The following is a 20,804-nucleotide window of genomic DNA, read 5'->3' on the forward strand; positions in this document are numbered from 1 at the left end:
ATAGGATAGCGACGAATTTTCCCTCCTATTCCGGAAATTGATAATGAGCCAACAACAGACTTCCCAGGCCTCTCGCCCGGGGTTGCTTGACCGCGTGTTCAAACTGCGTGACCACGGCACAACGGCGCGCACCGAAGTGATCGCCGGCTTCACGACGTTTTTAACGATGGTCTACATCGTTTTCGTTAACCCGCAAATTTTAGGCGTCGCCGGAATGGATACCAGCGCAGTTTTTGTCACCACCTGTCTGATTGCCGCGTTCGGCAGCATCCTGATGGGTCTGGTGGCTAACCTGCCGGTCGCGTTGGCTCCGGCAATGGGATTGAACGCCTTCTTCGCCTTTGTGGTGGTGGGCGCAATGGGGCTCTCCTGGCAGGTCGGCATGGGCGCGATCTTCTGGGGTGCGGTCGGTCTGCTGTTGCTGACCATTTTCCGCGTACGTTACTGGATGATTGCCAATATCCCGATGAGCCTGCGCGTTGGCATCACCAGCGGGATCGGCCTGTTTATCGGCATGATGGGTCTGAAGAATGCGGGCGTGATCGTCGCCAACAAAGAGACGCTGGTCAGCATCGGTAATCTGACGTCGCACAGCGTGCTGCTGGGCGTGCTTGGCTTCTTTATCATCGCTATTCTGGCGTCGCGCAATATTCACGCCGCGGTGCTGGTCTCTATCGTCGTGACCACGCTTTTAGGCTGGCTGCTGGGCGATGTGCAGTATCACGGGATTGTCTCTACGCCGCCAAGCGTGATGTCGGTGGTGGGCAATGTCGATCTCGCCGGCTCCTTTAACCTCGGTCTTGCGGGCGTGATCTTCTCGTTTATGCTGGTGAACCTCTTCGACTCCTCCGGGACGCTGATCGGCGTGACCGACAAAGCCGGGCTGGTGGATGAGAAGGGCAAATTCCCGCGCATGAAACAGGCGCTCTACGTTGACAGTATCTCCTCTGTGACCGGCTCCTTCTTCGGCACATCGTCGGTTACCGCCTACATTGAATCCTCTTCGGGTGTCTCCGTTGGCGGGCGTACCGGCCTGACGGCAGTAGTCGTGGGTTTGCTGTTCCTGCTGGTGATCTTCCTCTCGCCGCTGGCAGGAATGGTGCCGGGTTATGCGGCTGCGGGCGCGCTGATTTACGTCGGGGTGCTGATGACCTCAAGCCTGGCGCGTGTGAAGTGGGAGGATCTCACCGAAGCGGTACCGGCGTTTATTACTGCCGTGATGATGCCGTTTAGCTTCTCTATCACCGAGGGGATCGCGCTTGGCTTTATCTCCTACTGCGTGATGAAAATCGGTACCGGCCGTCTGCGCGAGCTTAGCCCGTGCGTCATTGTCGTGGCGCTGCTGTTCCTGCTGAAAATCGTCTTTATCGACGCGCATTAATCCCTTCTCCCTCTCCCGCTTCGGGGGAGGGAAAGCTTTACCCTCACGCTTATTCAGATCAACGCTTTTTCGGCGGGCAGGCTGGTGAAACGCATCAGGCGGGAAGCCGGATCGTTGGCGCGGGTCAGCACATCCGTCAGGTAGTGCCACCCTTTCTGGCTATCAAACTCCCAGATACGCAGGCTTTCAATCGCTGGCGCGACCGCAACAGACCAAATCAGCACATCTTCGGCATCGCACATCAATTCTACCTGCGCATGTTGTGCGACGCGAAGCCGCCCGGAGCCAGGCAGCAGTTGGAGCTGCATCGGGTCGTCCTGCATCTGGTGAATCAATTTCATCACGCTCTGGCGCAGCGTTAACAGCTGCGTTTGCGCTTCACTGGCATCGTTCTGGTTGTTTATCCACAGCTGCTCATTGTTGCTGAAGGTGTGTTTGTGCCCGTGCGGGCTGTGGAAGCTGCGCGTCGCGCGCTGTAGCTCCATATCAAGGCCGCACTCGCCTTCGGTAGCGATGGCAACGCCAACCAAATTCCCGGCGTAGGCCAGTGAAAAGCTCGGCAGGCTGCTGTCGGCGAAGCGCGGTCGTCCGCTCTCCTCAACCACCATCTCCGGCAGTTCGCTGATGCCATAAAGCATAAACATCATCTCGGCGAGCAGTGCCCGGGAAGCGATATAACGGGAGCGGCGATGTTCCGGTAGTTGCCCTGCGGCCTCAAGGCACGCCTGAGGGAGCCGGGTCGAAACAAGATGACCTTCTGAGAGGATCCCTCTTGCAAAGTGTGTCGCCATTTTTCGCTCCGTGATAATGGGCTGCGTGAATCAAATCGATAATCGACATTATCGCCTGTGATGAATAGGTTTTAATGCGAAAAGTCCCATCTGAAAAGTCCTAAGGGGTGATATTTACACTTTCTTTCGTCAATGGGGAGCACTTTCAGAAAAAGTGATGAAATGACGGCTAACGAGCGTTAAAACGCCCGCCAGCCGCGGGATGAGGGATTATTTACCAATACAGAAACTTGAGAAAATCCTGCCCAGCAGGTCATCAGAAGTAAATTCGCCGGTGATCTCGCTCAGGCTCTGCTGGGCCAGACGTAACTCCTCTGCGAGCAGCTCGCCCGCCCAGGCACCCAGCAGTTGCGCTTTGCCCTGTTGCAGATGTTCAGCCGCCATTTCCAGCGCCTGTAAGTGACGACGACGCGCAAGGAAGCCGCCCTCCATGCTGGTGTCGAAACCCATGCTCTGCTTGAGATGCTGACGCAGTACGTCCACCCCTTCGTTGGTGCGCGCAGAGAGACGAACAAGTGAGTGATTGTTCACTTCGCTGATACCCGGCTGCTCGCCGGTGACGTCTGCTTTATTACGCACCACGGTGATGGGCAGTTTCGCCGGTAAACGGGCGATAAAATCAGGCCAGATATCCGCCGGATCGACGGCATCGGTGGTAGTGCCGTCCACCATAAACAGTACGCGGTCCGCCTGCTCAATCTCCTGCCAGGCGCGCTCAATCCCGATGCGCTCCACTTCGTCGCTGGCTTCGCGCAGCCCGGCGGTATCGATAATATGCAGCGGCATACCGTCGATATGGATATGTTCACGCAGCACATCGCGCGTGGTACCGGCGATATCGGTAACAATTGCCGCTTCGCGACCGGCCAGCGCGTTAAGCAGGCTCGACTTCCCGGCGTTTGGGCGCCCGGCAATCACCACCTTCATCCCTTCACGCAGCAGGCTGCCCTGGCGCGCTTCGGCGCGCACCGCATCGAGATCGCTTATCACATCATTAAGCTGCGCTTCGATTTTGCCGTCAGAGAGAAAGTCGATCTCCTCATCCGGGAAGTCGATTGCCGCTTCGACGTAGATGCGCAGGTGAGTGAGTGCTTCCACCAGATGATTAACACGCGCAGAAAACGCGCCTTGCAGGGAGTTAAGCGCTGAGCGCGCGGCCTGTTCGGAGCTGGCATCAATCAGGTCGGCAATCGCTTCTGCCTGCGCCAGGTCGAGCTTGTCATTGAGAAACGCGCGCTCAGAGAATTCACCCGGTTTGGCGATGCGCAGGCCAGGCAGGGTCAGAATGCGTTTTAACAGCAGATCGAGGATCACCGGGCCGCCGTGGCCCTGTAGTTCCAGCACATCTTCACCGGTAAAGGAGTTGGGGCCGGGGAACCACAGCGCAATGCCCTGGTCCAGCGCGCTACCGTCGGCATCCTGAAACGCAAGATAGTCGGCATAACGCGGTTTCGGCAGCTTGCCCAGCACCGCCTGCGCGACGTCGCGCGCTTTCAGGCCGGAGATACGCAGGATGCCCACACCACCGCGTCCCGGTGGGGTTGCCTGGGCGACGATAGTGTCGTTATGGCTCATGGTTTATTTTCCAAAATCTCAAAATAAGAAAGGCGGTCAGTTGACCGCCTTGTCTGAATCTTACAGGTAATACGCAAAATAATTTACGTTGCAGGAAGGCGGCAAGCTTGTGAGTCCCCAGAAGTTTACATCAGTAAACGACTGGGGTGAGCAAGTGCAGCCAACGCACATGCAGCTTAAAGAATGAAGCGTATTAAGAGCTTTTCTTCTCGCGGCTATGGAGACCACGTTTCTCCAGACCACGGTAAATCAGCTGCTGCTGCAGAATGGTTACCAGGTTGCTGACGATGTAGTACAGCACCAGACCAGACGGGAACCACAGGAAGAACACCGTGAAGATGACCGGCATAAAGGTCATGATCTTCTGCTGCATCGGGTCGGTCACGGTGGTCGGCGACATCTTCTGAATGAAGAACATCGTTACGCCCATCAGGATCGGCAGGATGTAGTACGGGTCTTGCGCAGAGAGATCGTGGATCCACAGCGCGAACGGCGCATGGCGCAGCTCAACGGAGCCCATCAGCATGTAGTAGAGCGCAAGGAAGATTGGCATCTGGATCAGCAGCGGGAAGCAGCCACCCAGCGGGTTCACTTTCTCCGCTTTGTACATCGCCATCATTTCCTGGCTCATACGCTGCTTATCATCGCCCAGACGCTCACGCATTGCCTGAATCTTCGGCTGCAGCATGCGCATTTTCGCCATCGAGGTGTACTGCGCTTTGGTCAGCGGGTACATGATGCCGCGCACGATGAAGGTGATCGCGATGATAGAGAAGCCCCAGTTGCCGAGGAAGCTGTGGATCCATTTCAGCAGCTTAAACAGCGGCTGAGAGATGAACCACAACCAGCCGTAATCCACGGTCAGATCCAGGTGCGGCGCCGCAGCGGCCATCTTGTCCTGAATCTCCGGGCCGACCCACAGGGTGCTGTTCAGTAAGCCAGTCTGGCCTGCTGCGATGGTAATAGGCTGAGATTTGTAGCCGATTGCCGCAACGCCGTTACCCAGATTCACGGTGTAGAAGTTATTCGCGCCGTCGTTACGTGGGATCCACGCCGTGGCGAAATATTGTTGCAGCATCGCAACCCAGCCGCCTTTCGAGCTGACGTTCAGGTTTTCGTCATCGGCGATGGTGTCAAACTTGTACTTCTCATACTTGGTGTCCGGCGTGGAGTACGCCGCGCCGCGGAAGGTGTGCAGTGCAAAGTTGCTGCTGCCGGTATCGCGGTGAGAAGGGAGTTTGATGGTCTGCTTCAGCTGACCAAAGGTGGCCACCTGCAGCGGCGTCGCACCGGCGTTTTTCACGCTGTAGCCAACGTTCACCGCATATTCACCGCGTTTCAGGGTGAAGGTTTTGGTGAAGGTGTTGCCAGCCGCATCGGTATAGGTCAGCGGGATCGCCAGCTCGTTCTGGCCTTCTGCCAGCACAAACGCATCTTTATCGACGTTATACAGCGGACGTGGGCCGTTAGCCGGGTTGTCCGGGCCGTTCTGGCCGGTCAGACCGCTCTGCGCCTGGTAGACAAACTCAGGCGTGGTTTCCAGTAACTGGAACGGCTCGTTGGCACCCAGCTCTTTCGGGTACGTCGGGAGCAGTGCCTGCTCAACATCACCACCACGGGTGTTGATGGTCAGCTCAAGCACGTCGGTTTTAACCGTAATCAGTTTCCCCTGGCCACTGGCCGGAACGCTCTGGTCGGCTGCGTTACCCGCTGCGGTGGTCGTAGTCTGCGTGGTCTGCTGCTGCGCCGGAGGAGGATTTTGTTCCTTCTCCCACGTTTGCCAGATCATGAAAGACACGAACAACAAAGCGATGATAAAAAGATTGCGTTGCGAATCCATCGTTAGTGTTCTCTGGTTTTAGAAGGTCCTGGCGGGACGGGATCGTCGCCACCCGGATGTAAAGGGTGGCATTTTAATACGCGTTTCACTGTCAACCAACTGCCTTTTAACACCCCAAACCTGCGCAAGGCCTCAATTCCATAGTGAGAACAGGTAGGGGTGAAACGGCAGTGCGGCCCGAGTAGCGGACTAATCAGGCGTTGGTAGACCCGTATAAGGGCTATCAGGACCCTTGAGCCTGGCGACAATGGCGGCGCCATAATTTTTCCAACGCTTCCGTGAGAGCACGGTTATCGAGGTCGGCAACCCCTTTCTTTGCCACCACCACAAAATCCATGGCCGGCAGGTCATGTTGGTGCAAACGGAAACTTTCACGCGTCAGACGTTTAATCCGATTGCGTTCATGTGCGCGTTTGACATTTTTTTTGGCGACGGTAAGACCGATACGGGGATGCCCCAGCGAATTCAGGCGGCCGAGGATGGTGATTTGCGGCGTGCCAGCCCGTTGTGGCTGCTGGAAGACGAATGTGAAATGAGTGGGAGTTAACAAACGTAACTCCCTGGGAAAAGCGAGCTTAACCACTCAGGGGTTAGCTTTTATTACTTGGAAACGGTCAGACGTGCGCGGCCTTTAGCGCGACGACGAGCCAGAACCTGGCGACCATTTTTAGTAGCCATACGAGCACGGAAGCCGTGAGAACGGTTGCGCTTCAGTACAGACGGTTGAAAAGTGCGTTTCATGGCGATTTCTACCTAAACTTGAATAAATTCACTGACTTTTGCGTATGCCCGAACGAATATCGAACGACCGGCGCGCAAGCCATGGGTAATTAAAGAGGCCGGATTGTAATAATTGTACACTCCGGAGTCAATTCTCTTTCCTTATAGCGCACGTATTTTTGCACAGATCTGCGCAAAAACTAAGCGGCTTCCGGCGCCTGAAAAGAGTAAGACGCGCCGGGGGCAGAATTATACGGGGCAAATGGCAAAGCGCAAGGATCCGCCTGGATCTTCCTTAGATCGTTTATGGGATTATTCGGTGAAAACCATTTAATTTTCCAATATGCGGCCTAAATCTTCCCGCACCCGCGCCTGGATCGTTTACACTTAGCGCGTTCCGGATCGGCCTGTGGATAAATCGTGAAGAATCTGTGAGAAACAGAAGATCTCTTCGGCGGTTTACGCTATGATCCGCGGTCCCGATCGCGATCCACGATCGCTCTGGGGCAAAAACCGTAAACAGCGGTTCGCACATCACCCCGCTGGGTCTTATCGATGTGTGTCAAAAAAGATTAATGTCTCTGTCTTTACTATTTATCGATTTACGTTCGAGTGGAGTCCGCCGTGTCACTTTCGCTTTGGCAGCAGTGTCTTGCCCGATTGCAGGATGAGTTACCAGCCACTGAATTTAGTATGTGGATCCGCCCGTTGCAGGCGGAACTGAGTGACAACACGCTGGCTTTGTATGCGCCAAACCGTTTTGTGCTTGATTGGGTAAGAGACAAATACCTCAATAATATCAACGGCCTGCTTAATGAGTTTTGCGGGGCGGACGCGCCACAGCTGCGTTTTGAAGTGGGCGCTCGTCCGGCTAACCAGACATTGAGAGAGCCCGCCACCGTGGCTGCGCCCGCTCAGGCGGCGCAGATCGTGATTCCGCGCGCTGCGCCTGTCGCCCGTTCAGGCTGGGACAACGTGCCCGCCCCGGCGGAACCGACCTACCGCTCAAACGTCAACGTCAAACACACCTTTGATAACTTCGTCGAAGGTAAGTCGAACCAGCTGGCCCGCGCGGCAGCCCGCCAGGTAGCCGATAACCCCGGCGGCGCTTACAACCCGCTCTTTTTATATGGCGGCACGGGTCTCGGTAAAACGCACCTGCTTCACGCGGTGGGTAACGGCATTGTGGCGCGTAAGCCGAATGCCAAAGTGGTGTATATGCACTCCGAGCGCTTTGTCCAGGACATGGTAAAAGCCCTGCAAAACAATGCGATCGAAGAGTTTAAACGCTACTACCGCTCCGTTGACGCCCTGCTGATCGATGATATTCAATTCTTCGCCAATAAAGAGCGATCCCAGGAAGAGTTCTTCCACACCTTTAACGCCCTGCTTGAAGGCAATCAGCAGATCATTCTCACCTCGGATCGTTATCCGAAAGAGATCAATGGCGTTGAGGATCGTCTCAAATCCCGCTTCGGCTGGGGGCTGACCGTGGCGATCGAACCGCCGGAGCTGGAAACCCGCGTTGCGATCCTGATGAAAAAGGCCGACGAGAACGATATCCGTCTGCCGGGCGAAGTGGCCTTCTTTATTGCCAAGCGCCTGCGATCCAACGTGCGTGAGCTGGAAGGGGCACTGAACCGTGTCATCGCCAACGCCAACTTTACCGGGCGCGCCATCACCATTGATTTCGTGCGCGAAGCGCTGCGCGATCTGCTGGCGCTGCAGGAGAAGCTGGTCACCATCGACAATATCCAGAAGACGGTGGCGGAGTATTACAAGATTAAGGTGGCAGATCTGCTGTCGAAGCGACGCTCCCGTTCCGTTGCCCGCCCGCGCCAGATGGCGATGGCGCTGGCGAAAGAGCTGACCAACCACAGCCTGCCGGAAATCGGCGATGCCTTTGGCGGCCGTGACCACACCACCGTACTGCATGCCTGCCGTAAGATTGAGCAGTTGCGTGAAGAAAGCCATGATATCAAAGAAGATTTTTCCAATTTAATCCGAACTCTCTCTTCGTGACGCTATGAAATTTACCGTTGAACGTGAACATTTATTAAAGCCGCTGCAACAAGTTAGCGGCCCGCTGGGCGGACGCCCGACGTTGCCTATTCTCGGTAATCTGCTGCTTCAGGTTACCGACGGCGCGCTCTCGCTGACCGGCACCGATCTTGAAATGGAGATGGTTGCCCGCGTGGCGCTTGTCCAGCCCCATGAACAGGGCGCGACAACCGTACCGGCACGTAAATTCTTCGACATCTGTCGCGGCCTGCCGGAAGGGGCGGAAATTGCGATGCAGCTGGAGGGTGAGCGCATGCTGATCCGTTCCGGGCGCAGCCGTTTCTCCCTCTCAACCCTGCCCGCGGCGGATTTCCCTAACCTGGATGACTGGCAAAGCGAAGTGGAGTTCACGCTGCCGCAGGCCACCATGAAACGCCTGATCGAAGCGACGCAGTTCTCGATGGCGCACCAGGACGTCCGTTACTACTTAAACGGCATGCTGTTTGAAACCGAAGGTGAAGAGCTGCGTACCGTGGCTACCGACGGCCACCGTCTTGCCGTCTGCTCGATGCCGATTGGGCAAACATTGCCGAACCATTCGGTGATCGTGCCGCGTAAAGGGGTGATTGAGCTGATGCGTATGCTCGACGGCGGCGATACGCCGCTGCGCGTGCAGATCGGCAGCAACAACATTCGCGCCCACGTCGGCGACTTTATCTTCACGTCGAAGCTGGTTGATGGTCGTTTCCCGGATTATCGCCGCGTATTGCCGAAAAACCCGGATAAAACGCTGGAAGCGGGCTGCGATTCGCTGAAGCAGGCTTTTGCCCGCGCGGCGATCCTCTCTAACGAGAAGTTCCGCGGTGTGCGTCTCTACGTCAGCGAGAACCAGATCAAAATCACCGCCAATAACCCGGAGCAGGAAGAAGCGGAAGAGTTTCTCGATGTCACCTACGGCGGTAGCGAAATGGAGATCGGCTTTAACGTCAGCTACGTGCTTGATGTGCTGAACGCGCTGAAGTGCGAGAACGTGCGCATTCTGCTGACCGATTCCGTTTCCAGCGTGCAGATTGAAGACGCGGCGAGCCAGAGCGCAGCCTATGTCGTTATGCCAATGCGGTTGTAGAAAATAGCGGGCTATCTTTCTGGTTACTCTGGCTTCGGGCAGCGCCCGCACTCTTCACGTACTTCGGTACGCTGCGGTTGCTGCGCGCTGGCCGAAGTCAGGCTAACTGCGACGATACGCCCTGGTAATGAGTGAATCATGTCGCTAACCCGCTTACTGATAAAAGATTTCCGCAATATCGAAAGCGCGGATCTCGCGCTCTCCCCTGGCTTTAACTTTCTGGTGGGCGCTAACGGCAGCGGGAAGACCAGCGTGCTGGAGGCGATCTACACCCTCGGGCATGGCCGTGCGTTTCGCAGCCTGCAAATTGGTCGCGTTATTCGCCATGAGCAGGAGGCGTTTGTCCTGCACGGGCGTTTGCAGGCCGAATCGCGCGAAATCGCCATTGGCCTGACCAAAGATAAGCTCGGCGACAGCAAAGTGCGTATCGACGGCACCGACGGCCATAAAGTGGCAGAGCTGGCGCTGCTGATGCCGATGCAGCTTATTACCCCCGAAGGGTTTACCTTGCTTAACGGCGGCCCGAAATACCGTCGTGCCTTTCTCGACTGGGGATGCTTCCACAATGAAAGCGGCTTTTTTACCGCCTGGAGCAATCTCAAGCGCCTGTTAAAACAGCGCAATGCCGCTTTACGCCAGGTGAGCCATTACGGCCAGCTGCGTCCGTGGGACAAAGAGCTTGTGCCGCTCGCCGAGCAGATCAGCCGCTGGCGCGCGGAGTACAGCGCCGCTATCGCGGAAGATATGGCCGACACCTGCCGGCAGTTCTTACCGGAATTTTCCCTGACCTTCTCTTTCCAGCGCGGCTGGGAGAAAGAGACCGATTATGAAGAGGTGCTGGCGCGCAGTTTTGAGCGCGACCGCATGCTCACTTACACCGCGCACGGCCCGCATAAAGCGGATTTCCGCATTCGTGCGGATGGCGCGCCCGTTGAAGACACCCTTTCGCGCGGGCAGTTAAAACTCCTGATGTGCGCGCTGCGCCTGGCGCAGGGGGAGTTCTTAACGCGTGAAAGCGGGCGACGCTGTTTATACCTGATAGATGATTTTGCCTCGGAGCTTGATGACGAAAAGCGCGGGCTGTTAGCCAGCCGGTTAAAAGCCACCCAGTCACAGGTTTTCGTCAGCGCCATCAGCGCTGAACACGTTATGGACATGTCGGACAAAAATTCGAAGATGTTCACCGTGGAAAAGGGTAAAATAGCCGATTAACCCAAGTTGAAATGAGCGAGAAACGTTGATGTCGAATTCTTATGACTCCTCCAGTATCAAAGTCCTCAAAGGGCTGGATGCAGTGCGTAAGCGCCCGGGTATGTATATCGGCGATACGGATGACGGCACCGGTCTGCACCACATGGTATTCGAGGTAGTAGATAACGCTATCGACGAAGCGCTCGCAGGGTACTGTAAAGACATTATCGTCACCATTCACAGCGATAACTCTGTCTCCGTACAGGATGATGGCCGTGGTATTCCGACCGGTATTCACCCGGAAGAGGGTGTTTCCGCCGCGGAAGTGATCATGACCGTACTGCATGCGGGCGGTAAGTTCGACGATAACTCCTATAAAGTCTCCGGCGGTCTGCACGGCGTTGGCGTTTCAGTGGTAAACGCCCTGTCGCAGAAACTGGAGCTGGTTATCCAGCGCGATAACAAAGTTCACCGTCAGATCTATACTCACGGCGTGCCGCAGGCTCCGCTGGAAGTGACGGGCGAAACGGAAAAAACCGGTACCATGGTGCGTTTCTGGCCGAGCTACGAAACCTTCACCAACGTCATTGAATTTGAATATGAAATTCTGGCGAAACGCCTGCGTGAGCTCTCCTTCCTGAACTCCGGCGTGTCGATTCGCCTGCGCGACAAGCGCGACGGTAAAGAAGACCACTTCCACTACGAAGGCGGTATCAGGGCGTTTGTTGAGTACCTCAACAAAAACAAAACGCCGATCCACCCGAATATCTTCTACTTCTCCACCGAAAAAGACGGTATCGGCGTCGAAATTGCGCTGCAATGGAACGATGGTTTCCAGGAAAATATCTACTGCTTTACCAACAACATTCCGCAGCGCGACGGCGGTACCCACCTTGCAGGCTTCCGCGCGGCGATGACCCGTACGCTGAACGCCTATATGGATAAAGAGGGTTACAGCAAGAAAGCCAAAGTCAGCGCCACCGGCGATGATGCCCGTGAAGGCCTGATTGCGGTGGTGTCGGTAAAAGTGCCGGACCCGAAATTCTCCTCGCAGACCAAAGATAAACTCGTCTCCTCCGAGGTGAAATCGGCGGTGGAACAGCAGATGAACGAACTGCTGGCCGAATACCTGCTGGAAAACCCGGGTGATGCGAAGATCGTCGTCGGCAAAATCATTGATGCTGCGCGTGCCCGTGAAGCGGCGCGTAAAGCGCGTGAAATGACCCGCCGTAAAGGCGCGCTGGATCTGGCCGGTCTGCCGGGCAAACTGGCGGATTGCCAGGAGCGTGACCCGGCGCTGTCCGAACTCTACTTAGTGGAAGGGGACTCGGCGGGCGGTTCTGCCAAACAGGGCCGTAACCGTAAGAACCAGGCGATCCTGCCGTTGAAAGGTAAAATCCTCAACGTCGAGAAAGCGCGTTTCGACAAGATGCTCTCTTCTCAGGAAGTGGCAACGCTTATCACTGCGCTCGGCTGCGGCATTGGTCGCGACGAGTACAACCCGGATAAACTGCGCTACCACAGCATCATCATCATGACCGATGCGGACGTCGATGGCTCGCACATCCGTACGCTGCTGTTGACCTTCTTCTACCGTCAGATGCCGGAAATCGTTGAGCGTGGCCACGTCTACATCGCGCAGCCGCCGCTCTACAAAGTGAAGAAAGGCAAGCAGGAGCAGTACATCAAAGACGACGAGGCGATGGATCAGTATCAGATCTCCATCGCGCTCGATGGCGCAACGCTGCATACCACCGAAGGCGCGCCTGCTCTGCAGGGTGAAGCGCTGGAGAAAATGGTCTCCGAGTACAACGCTGCGCAGAAGATGATTGGCCGCATGGAGCGCCGCTTCCCGCGCGCGTTGCTGAAAGAGCTGGTCTATCAGCCGACGCTGGCGGAAGCGGATCTTGCCGATGAGCGTACTGTTACGCAGTGGGTCTCTCAGCTGATTACCGTGCTGAATGAGAACGAAGCTCACGGCAGTACCTGGAAATATGATGTCCGGGTGAACAGCGAGCTGAGCCAGTTCGAGCCGATTATTCGCGTGCGTACCCACGGCGTGGATACCGATTACCCGCTCGATCACGAGTTCGTGACCGGCGGCGAATACCGTCGTCTCTGCACGCTCGGCGAGAAGCTGCGCGGCCTGATTGAAGAAGATGCCTATATCGAACGTGGCGAACGCCGTCAGCCGGTGACCAGCTTCGAGCAGGCGCTGGAGTGGCTGGTGAAAGAGTCCCGTCGCGGTCTCTCCATTCAGCGTTATAAAGGCCTCGGCGAGATGAACCCGGATCAGCTGTGGGAAACCACCATGGATCCGGAAAGCCGCCGCATGCTGCGCGTTACCGTAAAAGATGCGATTGCAGCCGATCAGCTCTTCACGACCTTAATGGGCGATGCCGTTGAACCGCGCCGCGCCTTTATCGAAGAGAACGCCCTGAAAGCGGCGAATATCGATATCTAAGGTAATCCTGCATTAAAAGGGGGATCCCGTATCCCCCTTTCTCTCCCCCTTTTCTCCCCGGCGCGCTGCTGTTTTTTGAGCGGAATCGCGTTAGCATGAGGTCAAACACTTCTCATCTGGGGATCTCATGGCTATCAAACTCATTGCAATCGATATGGACGGCACGCTGCTGCTGCCCGACCACACTATCTCTCCTGCGGTAAAAAATGCGATTGCCGCCGCGCGCGAACGCGGCATCAATGTCGTGCTGACCACCGGACGCCCTTACGCTGGCGTACACAGCTATATGAAAGAGCTGCATATGGAGCGGGAAGGTGACTACTGCATTACCTATAACGGCGCGCTGGTGCAGAATGCCAGTGACGGCAGTACCGTGGCGCAAACCACGCTGAGCTATGACGATTACCGCTATCTGGAACAACTCTCCCGCGAAGTCGGCTCGCACTTCCACGCGCTGGATCGCAACACGCTCTATACCGCAAACCGCGATATCAGCCCCTATACCGTGCATGAATCTTTTGTCGCCACCATTCCGCTGGTCTTCTGTGAAGCGGAGAAGATGGATCCGCAGACCCAGTTCCTGAAAGTGATGATGATTGATGAGCCGACGATCCTCGACCAGGCGATCGCCCGCATTCCGCAGGAGGTGAAAGAGAAGTACACGGTTCTGAAAAGCGCGCCCTACTTCCTGGAAATCCTGCATAAAAGCGTCACTAAAGGTACTGGCGTTAAAGCCCTTGCTGATGTGTTAAACATCAAACCGGAAGAGATTATGGCGATTGGCGATCAGGAAAATGATATCGCCATGATTGAGTTTGCCGGCGTCGGCGTGGCGATGGAGAACGCCATTCCGTCGGTGAAAGAGGCGGCAGATTTCGTTACCAAAACCAACCTCGAAGATGGCGTTGCTTACGCGATCGAGAAGTTTGCCCTCAACTAATCCCTTCCCACTCTCCCTGACCCGCGCCCTGCGCGGGTTTTTTTTGCCCCGCGCACCATTCTGATAACAATTTGCTTACCAATTGTCGTTTTTGTGATCCAAATTGTAGTGCAACACAAAGTGATTGTACTACGATTGCGCCATCTCTTGCGGGGAAGTCAGCATATTTGTACTTCAATGTTGAGGGAAATTGCGGCAGAGGCGATAAAGTAGTGGTAGAGAAACCGTTGCTAAGGACGCGTTATGACCATGAATAAAACCGACCGCATTATCGTCTCGCTGGGCCGCCAGATTATCAGCGGCAAATATGTCCCTGGCTCGGCGTTACCCGCCGAAGCTGAGCTGTGCGAAGAGTTTGAAACTTCGCGCAACATCATCCGCGAGGTCTACCGCGCGCTGATGGCAAAGCGGCTGATTGAAATGAAGCGTTATCGCGGCGCGTTTGTCGCCCCGCGTAACCAGTGGAACTACCTCGATACCGAGGTGCTGCAATGGGTGCTGGAGCACGACTACGACCCGCGCTTAATCAGCGCGATGAGCGAAGTGCGAAACCTGGTGGAACCGGCCATCGCCCGCTGGGCGGCGGAACGCGCCACCTCCAGTGACCTGGCCAATATTGAGTCGGCGCTCAATGACATGATCGCCAATAACCAGGACCGGGACGCCTTTAACGAGGCCGATATCCGCTACCACGAAGCGGTGTTGCAATCGGTGCACAACCCGGTGCTGCAACAGTTGAGTGTGGCAATCAGCTCACTGCAACGGGCGGTATTTGAACGAACCTGGATGGGGGATGAGGCAAACATGCCGAAAACCCTGCAGGAACATAAGGCGCTGTTCGATGCGATCCGGCATCAGGACAGCACAGCGGCAGAGCAGGCGGCGCTCACCATGATCGCCAGCTCAACACGAAGGTTGAAGGAAATTACATGACAGCTCGCTACATCGCAATCGACTGGGGATCCACCAACTTACGCGCCTGGCACTTTCAGGATGGCGTTTGCCTGGAGAGCAGGCAGTCTGAAGCGGGTGTAACCCGACTTAATGGCCGATCCCCCGAAGCGGTGTTAGCAGAAGTAACCGAGGGCTGGAGCAGCGACACCACGCCGGTGGTAATGGCGGGCATGGTCGGCAGCAATGCGGGCTGGAAAATCGCCCCCTATCTGCCCTGCCCGACTTCGCTTGACGGCATCGGTGAGCAGCTGACCCAGGTAAAAGAGCGTGCCTGGATCATCCCCGGCCTGTGCGTCTCCAGCGATGACAATCACAACGTGATGCGCGGCGAAGAGACCCAACTGCTCGGCGCCAGCGAGCTTGCCCCCGCCTCGTTGTATGTGATGCCCGGCACCCACTGCAAATGGGTCGAGGCTGATAACCATCAAATCCGTGATTTTCGCACCGTAATGACCGGTGAACTGCATCATCTCCTGCTGCGCCACTCGCTGGTGGGCGCAGGGTTGCCGGAGCAAACCGCCAGTGATGATGCCTTCGACGCAGGCCTGACGCGCGGCCTCGCGTCCCCTGAGATCCTGCCGCAGCTTTTTGAAGTTCGTGCCGCCCATGTGCTGGGCACCCTTGCGCGCGAACAGGTGAGCGAATTCCTTTCGGGCCTGTTAATCGGCGGTGAAGTGGCGACCATGAACGCCCGCTTCGCCGGTTCGCAGGCAATCACGCTGGTCGCCAGCCCATCCCTCTCCGCCCGCTATCAGCGCGCGTTTCGCGCCACTGGGCGGGCGGTAAACACGCTGGATGGCGACACGGCATTTCAGGCAGGTATCAGGAGGATTGCCCATGCAGTGGCAAACTAAGCTTCCGCTGATCGCCATTTTACGTGGCATCACCCCGGATGAGGCGCGCGAGCACGTCGCCGCCATACTCGACGCAGGTTTCGACGCCGTCGAGATCCCGCTCAACTCCCCCGACTGGGAGACCAGCATTGGCGATATCGTAGCGAACTTCGGCGATCGCGCGCTGATCGGCGGCGGTACGGTGCTGAAACCGGAACAGGTTGATCGGCTGGCGGAGATGGGCTGTAAGCTGATTGTGACGCCGAATACGCAGCCGGAGGTGATCCGCCGCGCGGTCAGCCACGGCATGACCGTGTGCCCAGGCTGCGCGACTGCCAGCGAAGCCTTTACCGCGCTGGAGGCTGGCGCGCAGGCGCTGAAAATTTTCCCCTCCTCCGCCTTTGGCCCCGATTACATCAAAGCGCTGAAAGCGGTTCTGCCCGTGGACGTACCGGTGTTTGCCGTCGGCGGCGTGACGCCGGAAAACCTGCACCTGTGGCTACAGGCAGGCTGCGTCGGCGCCGGGCTGGGCAGCGATCTCTATCGCGCCGGTCAGCCGGTAAGCCGCACCATCGAGCAGGCGAAAGCATTTGTTAACGCGTATCAAGAGGCTGTGCAATGAAGATAACCAAACTGACGACTTACCGCTTACCGCCGCGCTGGATGTTCTTAAAAATCGAAACCGATGAAGGCGTGGTCGGCTGGGGTGAGCCGGTGATCGAAGGGCGTGCGCGCACCGTTGAAGCGGCGGTACATGAGCTTGGCGACTACCTGATTGGCCAGGATCCTTCTCGTATCAACGACTTGTGGCAGGTGATGTACCGCGCAGGTTTCTATCGTGGCGGCCCGATCCTGATGAGTGCCATCGCCGGGATTGACCAGGCGCTGTGGGATATCAAAGGCAAAGTGCTCAACGCGCCGGTGTGGCAGCTGATGGGCGGCCTGGTGCGCGACAAAATCAAAGCCTACAGCTGGGTCGGCGGCGACCGTCCGGCAGAAGTTATTGATGGCATCAAAACCCTGCGCACCATCGGCTTCGACACCTTTAAATTAAACGGCTGCGAAGAGTTAGGCATTATTGATGATTCGCGCAAAGTCGATGCGGCGGTCAATACCGTGGCGCAGATCCGCGAAGCGTTTGGTAACGAGATTGAGTTTGGCCTCGATTTCCACGGTCGCGTCAGCGCGCCGATGGCGAAAGTATTAATTAAAGAGCTGGAGCCCTATCGCCCGCTGTTTATTGAAGAGCCGGTGCTGGCCGAGCAGGCGGAGTATTACCCGCGGCTTGCCGCGCAAACCCATATTCCGATTGCCGCCGGTGAACGTATGTTCTCGCGCTTCGAATTTAAGCGCGTGCTGGAAGCGGGCGGCATTGCGATTTTGCAGCCGGACCTCTCCCACGCGGGCGGCATCACCGAGTGCTACAAAATTGCCGGTATGGCGGAAGCGTACGACGTGGCGCTGGCTCCACACTGCCCGCTCGGCCCGGTGGCGCTCGCAGCCTGTCTGCATGTCGACTTCGTCTCGCACAATGCGGTGTTCCAGGAGCAGAGCATGGGCATTCACTACAACAAAGGTGCCGAACTGCTCGACTTCGTGAAGAACAAAGAGGACTTCAACATGGAAGGCGGCTTCTTTAAGCCGTTGATGAAACCGGGCCTTGGCGTAGAGATCGACGAAGAGAAAGTGATTGAGCTAAGCAAAAATGCGCCGGACTGGCGTAATCCGGTATGGCGGCATGCGGACGGCACCGTCGCCGAGTGGTAATGCGCCGGATGACACTAACGTTTATCCAGCCTACATAACGCGTAGGCCCGGTAAGCGCAGCGCCACCGGGCAATAAATATTTTTATTAAAAAAACAAAACACCCTCTGTATTTAACAGGGCATGGTGAGCGGCTTCGCCATGCCCAAAACCCGGAGACAGACAGTTATGGATATTTCTGTAACGACTGCAAAAACAGGGCGTCGCCGCTATTTGACGCTGCTGATGATCTTTATCACGGTGGTCATTTGTTATGTCGACCGCGCCAACCTGGCCGTGGCCTCTGCCCATATTCAGGAGGAGTTCGGTATTACCAAAGCGGAGATGGGCTACGTCTTTTCCGCCTTCGCCTGGCTCTATACCCTCTGTCAGATCCCCGGCGGCTGGTTCCTTGACCGTGTCGGTTCGCGTCTCACCTACTTCATCGCCATCTTTGGCTGGTCGGTTGCCACGCTGTTTCAGGGTTTCGCCAGCGGCCTGCTGTCGCTGATTGGCCTGCGCGCCATTACCGGCATTTTTGAAGCACCCGCTTTCCCGACCAACAACCGCATGGTGACCAGCTGGTTCCCGGAGCAGGAGCGCGCTTCGGCGGTCGGTTTTTACACCTCCGGGCAGTTTGTCGGGCTGGCTTTTCTCACCCCGCTGCTGATCTGGATCCAGGAGCTGCTGAGCTGGCACTGGGTGTTTATCGTCACCGGCGGCATCGGCATTATCTGGTCGCTGATCTGGATTAAGGTCTACCAGCCGCCGCGCCTGACCAAAAACATCAGCCAGGCGGAGCTGGAGTACATCAAAGCGGGCGGTGGCCTGATTGATGGCGATGCGCCGGTGAAAAAAGAGGCGCGCCAGCCGCTGACCAAAGCGGAGTGGAAACTGGTGTTCCACCGCAAGCTGATTGGCGTCTATCTCGGCCAGTTCGCCGTCACCTCAACGCTGTGGTTCTTTCTCACCTGGTTCCCGAACTATCTGACGCAGGAGAAGGGCATCACCGCGCTGAAAGCCGGGTTTATGACCACCGTACCGTTCCTGGCCGCCTTCTTTGGCGTGCTGCTCTCCGGCTGGGTCGCCGATACGCTGGTGAAAAGGGGCTATTCGCTGGGCATCGCGCGTAAAACGCCGATTATCTGCGGTCTGCTTATCTCCACCTGCATCATGGGCGCGAACTACACCAACGATCCCGTGTGGATTATGACGCTGATGGCGCTGGCCTTCTTCGGCAACGGCTTTGCCTCGATCACCTGGTCGCTGGTGTCGTCGCTGGCACCGATGCGCCTGATTGGTCTCACCGGTGGGGTGTTTAACTTTGTCGGCGGGCTGGGAGGCATTACCGTGCCGCTGGTGATTGGCTACCTGGCGCAGGATTACGGCTTTGGCCCGGCGCTGGTCTATATCTCCGCCGTGGCGCTGATTGGCGCGCTCTCCTACATTTTGCTGGTTGGCGATGTGAAGCGAGTAGGCTAACGCCGCGCAATCTTATACCCTGAGGCCTGTTTATGGCTTCAGGGTATTTTCATGAAACAGCTCACCTTCGCCCCGCGCAATCATCAACTGACCAATATCAACACCTGGACGGCGGACAGCCAGTGGCTGGTGTTCGATGTGCGCCCCTCCGGCGCCTCCTTTACCGGCAAAACCATCGAACGCGTCAACGTTCACTCCGGCGACGTTGAGGTGATCTATACCGCAACAGATGGCGCGCATGTTGGCGTGGTGACCGTTCATCCTGAAGCGCAGAAGTATGTGTTTATTCACGGCCCGGAAAACCCGGATGAGGCGTGGCAGTACGATTTCCACCATCGGCGCGGCGTAATAACCGGGCAGGGCCGCACAACCAATCTTGATGCGCTGGATATCACCTCGCCCTACACGCCCGGCGCGCTGCGCGGCGGCTCGCACGTGCATGTCTTTAGCCCGAACGGGCAGAACATTAGCTTTACCTATAACGATCACGTAATGCATGAGCGCGACCCGGCGCTGGATCTGCGCAACGTTGGCGTCGCGGTGCCGTTTGGCCCGGTAACGCCGCCCTGCACCCATCCGCGTGAATATGGCGGCAGCCACTGGTGCGTGCTGGTGAGCCGCACGACGCCGACGCCTGCGCCCGGTAGCGATGAGATCAACCGTGCGTATGAAGAGGGGTGGGTTGGCAATCAGCGGCTGGCGTTTATTGGCGATACGCTCTCCGCCAGCGGCGAAAAAGTGCCGGAGCTGTTTATTGTCGATCTTCCTGCTGATGAGCAGGGCTGGAAAACTGCGGGCGATGCGCCACTTGCTGGCACAGATCAGACGCTGCCCGCGCCGCCAAAAGGCGTGCAGCAGCAGCGCCTCACCTTCACCCATCACCGGCCTTATCCGGGGCTGGTTACGACGCCGCGCCACTGGGTGCGCAGCAACCCGCAGGCGAGCGAGATTGCCTTTTTGATGCGTGACCACAACGGCGTTGTGCAGCTCTGGTTAATCAGCCCGAATGGCGGCGAGCCGCGGCAGTTAACCCACAGCGAGACGGGGATCCAGTCGGCGTTTAACTGGCACCCTTCTGGCGAGGCGCTGGGGTTTGTGCTGGATAACCGCATTGCGCTGTGCGACGCGCTAAGCGGAGAGATAACCTTTTTGACGGCCGATCACGCCAACCCGCCTTCCGGGGATGCGGTGGTCTTCTCACCGGACGGTAAGCAGATAGCCTGGATGGAAGAGGTCAACGGTTTCCGCCAGCTCTGGATGACGCAGACCGGTTACTAAATCAGTGCACCGGCATCGGCGCGGGCGGGATAAGGGAGTTAATCGCCTCGTTTTCCCGTTCGCTCTTTTCGACTCTCGATTTCACCGAGTTATCTCTGCGAAAGAGATCCCAGGGAATCAACAGCGTGTCGAGAAGGGCGGTAAAGGGCATATCCAGCGCCACCAGCGATTTCATGCCGATGCCGGTATCGTCATCGGAAATCATCGACGAACTCGCTTTTGTGCCGGGATAAAGCCCCTCTTTGCCGCCCGTATGCGACATCACGCTGGAACAGCCCGAGACCATCACTCCGCAAACCAGTGCAGAAACTATCAAACGCGTTTTCATCATCGATTAATCATCGTTGTTTATTGTCTGAATGCTGTCACGGCGTTTATAGCCCTACGCCTGCGAAAACAACAGCATTCGCGCTCCGCTCTGTGGCGGCATTCGCACTTTAACCCTTTGTGCGGTCCCCCCAGTCTATGCCCTGACAGAGAAAGT

At 57.0% G+C, this 20,804-nt stretch carries 19 protein-coding genes; 12 read left to right on the forward strand and 7 right to left on the reverse strand.

All coding sequences use genetic code 11. From position 1 onward, the window contains the following. Window positions 1-43: 43 nt before the first annotated feature. Window positions 44-1,381, forward strand: coding sequence for an NCS2 family permease (locus tag ACWPW2_RS14530; protein ID WP_312120400.1), 1,338 nt, complete (start codon window positions 44-46; stop codon window positions 1,379-1,381). Between the two features lie 53 nt (window positions 1,382-1,434). Here the strand turns inward: ACWPW2_RS14530 and ACWPW2_RS14535 are convergent, their stop codons facing one another. The 6 genes from ACWPW2_RS14535 to rpmH form a co-directional block, all read right to left on the reverse strand. Continuing rightward, on the reverse strand, window positions 1,435-2,172 hold the full coding sequence (locus tag ACWPW2_RS14535) for a 4'-phosphopantetheinyl transferase family protein (RefSeq protein ID WP_454123801.1): 738 nt from the start codon (window positions 2,170-2,172) through the stop codon (window positions 1,435-1,437). Window positions 2,173-2,382: 210 nt separating this feature from the next. Next, on the reverse strand, window positions 2,383-3,747 hold the full coding sequence (mnmE, locus tag ACWPW2_RS14540; RefSeq protein WP_094422653.1) for a tRNA uridine-5-carboxymethylaminomethyl(34) synthesis GTPase MnmE: 1,365 nt from the start codon (window positions 3,745-3,747) through the stop codon (window positions 2,383-2,385). Between the two features lie 193 nt (window positions 3,748-3,940). Continuing rightward, window positions 3,941-5,587, reverse strand: coding sequence for a membrane protein insertase YidC (gene yidC / locus ACWPW2_RS14545; protein WP_454123804.1), 1,647 nt, complete (start codon window positions 5,585-5,587; stop codon window positions 3,941-3,943). 2 nt (window positions 5,588-5,589) lie between these two features. After that, complete coding sequence (gene yidD / locus ACWPW2_RS14550) at window positions 5,590-5,847, reverse strand: membrane protein insertion efficiency factor YidD (RefSeq protein WP_076769289.1); 258 nt, start codon at window positions 5,845-5,847, stop codon at window positions 5,590-5,592. Next, complete coding sequence (gene rnpA, locus ACWPW2_RS14555; protein WP_076769290.1) at window positions 5,811-6,170, reverse strand: ribonuclease P protein component; 360 nt, start codon at window positions 6,168-6,170, stop codon at window positions 5,811-5,813. The genes yidD and rnpA overlap by 37 nt, the downstream gene beginning before the upstream one ends. A gap of 17 nt (window positions 6,171-6,187) precedes the next feature. Beyond that, window positions 6,188-6,328 carry a 50S ribosomal protein L34 gene (gene rpmH, locus ACWPW2_RS14560; protein WP_000831330.1) on the reverse strand — a complete coding sequence of 47 codons (141 nt, stop codon included), beginning with the start codon at window positions 6,326-6,328 and terminating at the stop codon, window positions 6,188-6,190. Between the two features lie 603 nt (window positions 6,329-6,931). On the opposite strand from rpmH, the gene dnaA reads away from it, so the two are divergent. From dnaA to ACWPW2_RS14615, 11 genes are all read left to right on the forward strand, one after another. Further along, window positions 6,932-8,329, forward strand: coding sequence for a chromosomal replication initiator protein DnaA (gene dnaA, locus ACWPW2_RS14565; protein WP_094422659.1), 1,398 nt, complete (start codon window positions 6,932-6,934; stop codon window positions 8,327-8,329). A gap of 4 nt (window positions 8,330-8,333) precedes the next feature. After that, window positions 8,334-9,434 carry a DNA polymerase III subunit beta gene (gene dnaN / locus ACWPW2_RS14570; RefSeq protein ID WP_042715130.1) on the forward strand — a complete coding sequence of 367 codons (1,101 nt, stop codon included), beginning with the start codon at window positions 8,334-8,336 and terminating at the stop codon, window positions 9,432-9,434. Window positions 9,435-9,572: 138 nt separating this feature from the next. Further along, window positions 9,573-10,646, forward strand: a complete 1,074-nt coding sequence (recF, locus tag ACWPW2_RS14575) for a DNA replication/repair protein RecF (RefSeq protein WP_042715128.1) — start codon at window positions 9,573-9,575, stop codon at window positions 10,644-10,646. A 28-nt stretch (window positions 10,647-10,674) separates the two neighbouring features. Further along, window positions 10,675-13,089 (forward strand): DNA topoisomerase (ATP-hydrolyzing) subunit B, encoded by a 2,415-nt coding sequence (gene gyrB, locus ACWPW2_RS14580; RefSeq protein WP_454123808.1) that lies wholly within the window; start codon window positions 10,675-10,677, stop codon window positions 13,087-13,089. Between the two features lie 127 nt (window positions 13,090-13,216). Beyond that, window positions 13,217-14,029, forward strand: coding sequence for a sugar-phosphatase (gene yidA / locus ACWPW2_RS14585; RefSeq protein WP_042715125.1), 813 nt, complete (start codon window positions 13,217-13,219; stop codon window positions 14,027-14,029). 243 nt (window positions 14,030-14,272) lie between these two features. Then, the gene (gene dgoR, locus ACWPW2_RS14590; RefSeq protein ID WP_042715123.1) at window positions 14,273-14,962 is read left to right on the forward strand and encodes a D-galactonate utilization transcriptional regulator DgoR; all 690 of its coding nucleotides are present in this window, start codon (window positions 14,273-14,275) and stop codon (window positions 14,960-14,962) included. Continuing rightward, the gene (locus tag ACWPW2_RS14595; RefSeq protein ID WP_454123811.1) at window positions 14,959-15,837 is read left to right on the forward strand and encodes a 2-dehydro-3-deoxygalactonokinase; all 879 of its coding nucleotides are present in this window, start codon (window positions 14,959-14,961) and stop codon (window positions 15,835-15,837) included. Before dgoR ends, ACWPW2_RS14595 begins: the two co-directional genes overlap by 4 nt. Next, the gene (locus ACWPW2_RS14600; RefSeq protein WP_454123813.1) at window positions 15,821-16,438 is read left to right on the forward strand and encodes a 2-dehydro-3-deoxy-6-phosphogalactonate aldolase; all 618 of its coding nucleotides are present in this window, start codon (window positions 15,821-15,823) and stop codon (window positions 16,436-16,438) included. The genes ACWPW2_RS14595 and ACWPW2_RS14600 overlap by 17 nt, the downstream gene beginning before the upstream one ends. Beyond that, window positions 16,435-17,583 (forward strand): galactonate dehydratase, encoded by a 1,149-nt coding sequence (dgoD, locus tag ACWPW2_RS14605; protein ID WP_054803538.1) that lies wholly within the window; start codon window positions 16,435-16,437, stop codon window positions 17,581-17,583. Before ACWPW2_RS14600 ends, dgoD begins: the two co-directional genes overlap by 4 nt. 121 nt (window positions 17,584-17,704) lie before the next feature. Beyond that, entirely contained in the window at window positions 17,705-19,042 is a 1,338-nt protein-coding gene (locus ACWPW2_RS14610) for an MFS transporter (RefSeq protein WP_454123815.1), read from the forward strand. Window positions 19,043-19,093: 51 nt separating this feature from the next. Beyond that, a complete protein-coding gene (locus tag ACWPW2_RS14615) occupies window positions 19,094-20,320 on the forward strand; it encodes a DUF3748 domain-containing protein (protein WP_454123817.1) in 1,227 nt (408 codons plus the stop codon). A gap of 1 nt (window position 20,321) precedes the next feature. On the opposite strand, the gene ACWPW2_RS14620 is transcribed toward ACWPW2_RS14615, so the two are convergent. Beyond that, on the reverse strand, window positions 20,322-20,651 hold the full coding sequence (locus ACWPW2_RS14620) for a YceK/YidQ family lipoprotein (RefSeq protein WP_124966932.1): 330 nt from the start codon (window positions 20,649-20,651) through the stop codon (window positions 20,322-20,324). Between the last annotated feature and the right edge of the window lie 153 nt (window positions 20,652-20,804).

Source organism: Kosakonia sp. Marseille-Q7440, assembly GCF_965119485.1.

What these genes read in the sequence shown, in the direction of transcription:
- ACWPW2_RS14530 (WP_312120400.1), top strand. Translation starts at nt 44, where the DNA reads ATGAGCCAACAACAGACTTCCCAGGCCTCTCGCCCGGGGTTGCTTGAC.
- ACWPW2_RS14535 (WP_454123801.1), bottom strand. Translation starts at nt 2,172, where the DNA reads ATGGCGACACACTTTGCAAGAGGGATCCTCTCAGAAGGTCATCTTGTT.
- mnmE (WP_094422653.1), bottom strand. Translation starts at nt 3,747, where the DNA reads ATGAGCCATAACGACACTATCGTCGCCCAGGCAACCCCACCGGGACGC.
- yidC (WP_454123804.1), bottom strand. Translation starts at nt 5,587, where the DNA reads ATGGATTCGCAACGCAATCTTTTTATCATCGCTTTGTTGTTCGTGTCT.
- yidD (WP_076769289.1), bottom strand. Translation starts at nt 5,847, where the DNA reads ATGGCGCCGCCATTGTCGCCAGGCTCAAGGGTCCTGATAGCCCTTATA.
- rpmH (WP_000831330.1), bottom strand. Translation starts at nt 6,328, where the DNA reads ATGAAACGCACTTTTCAACCGTCTGTACTGAAGCGCAACCGTTCTCAC.
- dnaN (WP_042715130.1), top strand. Translation starts at nt 8,334, where the DNA reads ATGAAATTTACCGTTGAACGTGAACATTTATTAAAGCCGCTGCAACAA.
- recF (WP_042715128.1), top strand. Translation starts at nt 9,573, where the DNA reads ATGTCGCTAACCCGCTTACTGATAAAAGATTTCCGCAATATCGAAAGC.
- gyrB (WP_454123808.1), top strand. Translation starts at nt 10,675, where the DNA reads ATGTCGAATTCTTATGACTCCTCCAGTATCAAAGTCCTCAAAGGGCTG.
- yidA (WP_042715125.1), top strand. Translation starts at nt 13,217, where the DNA reads ATGGCTATCAAACTCATTGCAATCGATATGGACGGCACGCTGCTGCTG.
- dgoR (WP_042715123.1), top strand. Translation starts at nt 14,273, where the DNA reads ATGACCATGAATAAAACCGACCGCATTATCGTCTCGCTGGGCCGCCAG.
- ACWPW2_RS14595 (WP_454123811.1), top strand. Translation starts at nt 14,959, where the DNA reads ATGACAGCTCGCTACATCGCAATCGACTGGGGATCCACCAACTTACGC.
- ACWPW2_RS14600 (WP_454123813.1), top strand. Translation starts at nt 15,821, where the DNA reads ATGCAGTGGCAAACTAAGCTTCCGCTGATCGCCATTTTACGTGGCATC.
- dgoD (WP_054803538.1), top strand. Translation starts at nt 16,435, where the DNA reads ATGAAGATAACCAAACTGACGACTTACCGCTTACCGCCGCGCTGGATG.
- ACWPW2_RS14610 (WP_454123815.1), top strand. Translation starts at nt 17,705, where the DNA reads ATGGTGAGCGGCTTCGCCATGCCCAAAACCCGGAGACAGACAGTTATG.
- ACWPW2_RS14615 (WP_454123817.1), top strand. Translation starts at nt 19,094, where the DNA reads ATGAAACAGCTCACCTTCGCCCCGCGCAATCATCAACTGACCAATATC.
- ACWPW2_RS14620 (WP_124966932.1), bottom strand. Translation starts at nt 20,651, where the DNA reads ATGATGAAAACGCGTTTGATAGTTTCTGCACTGGTTTGCGGAGTGATG.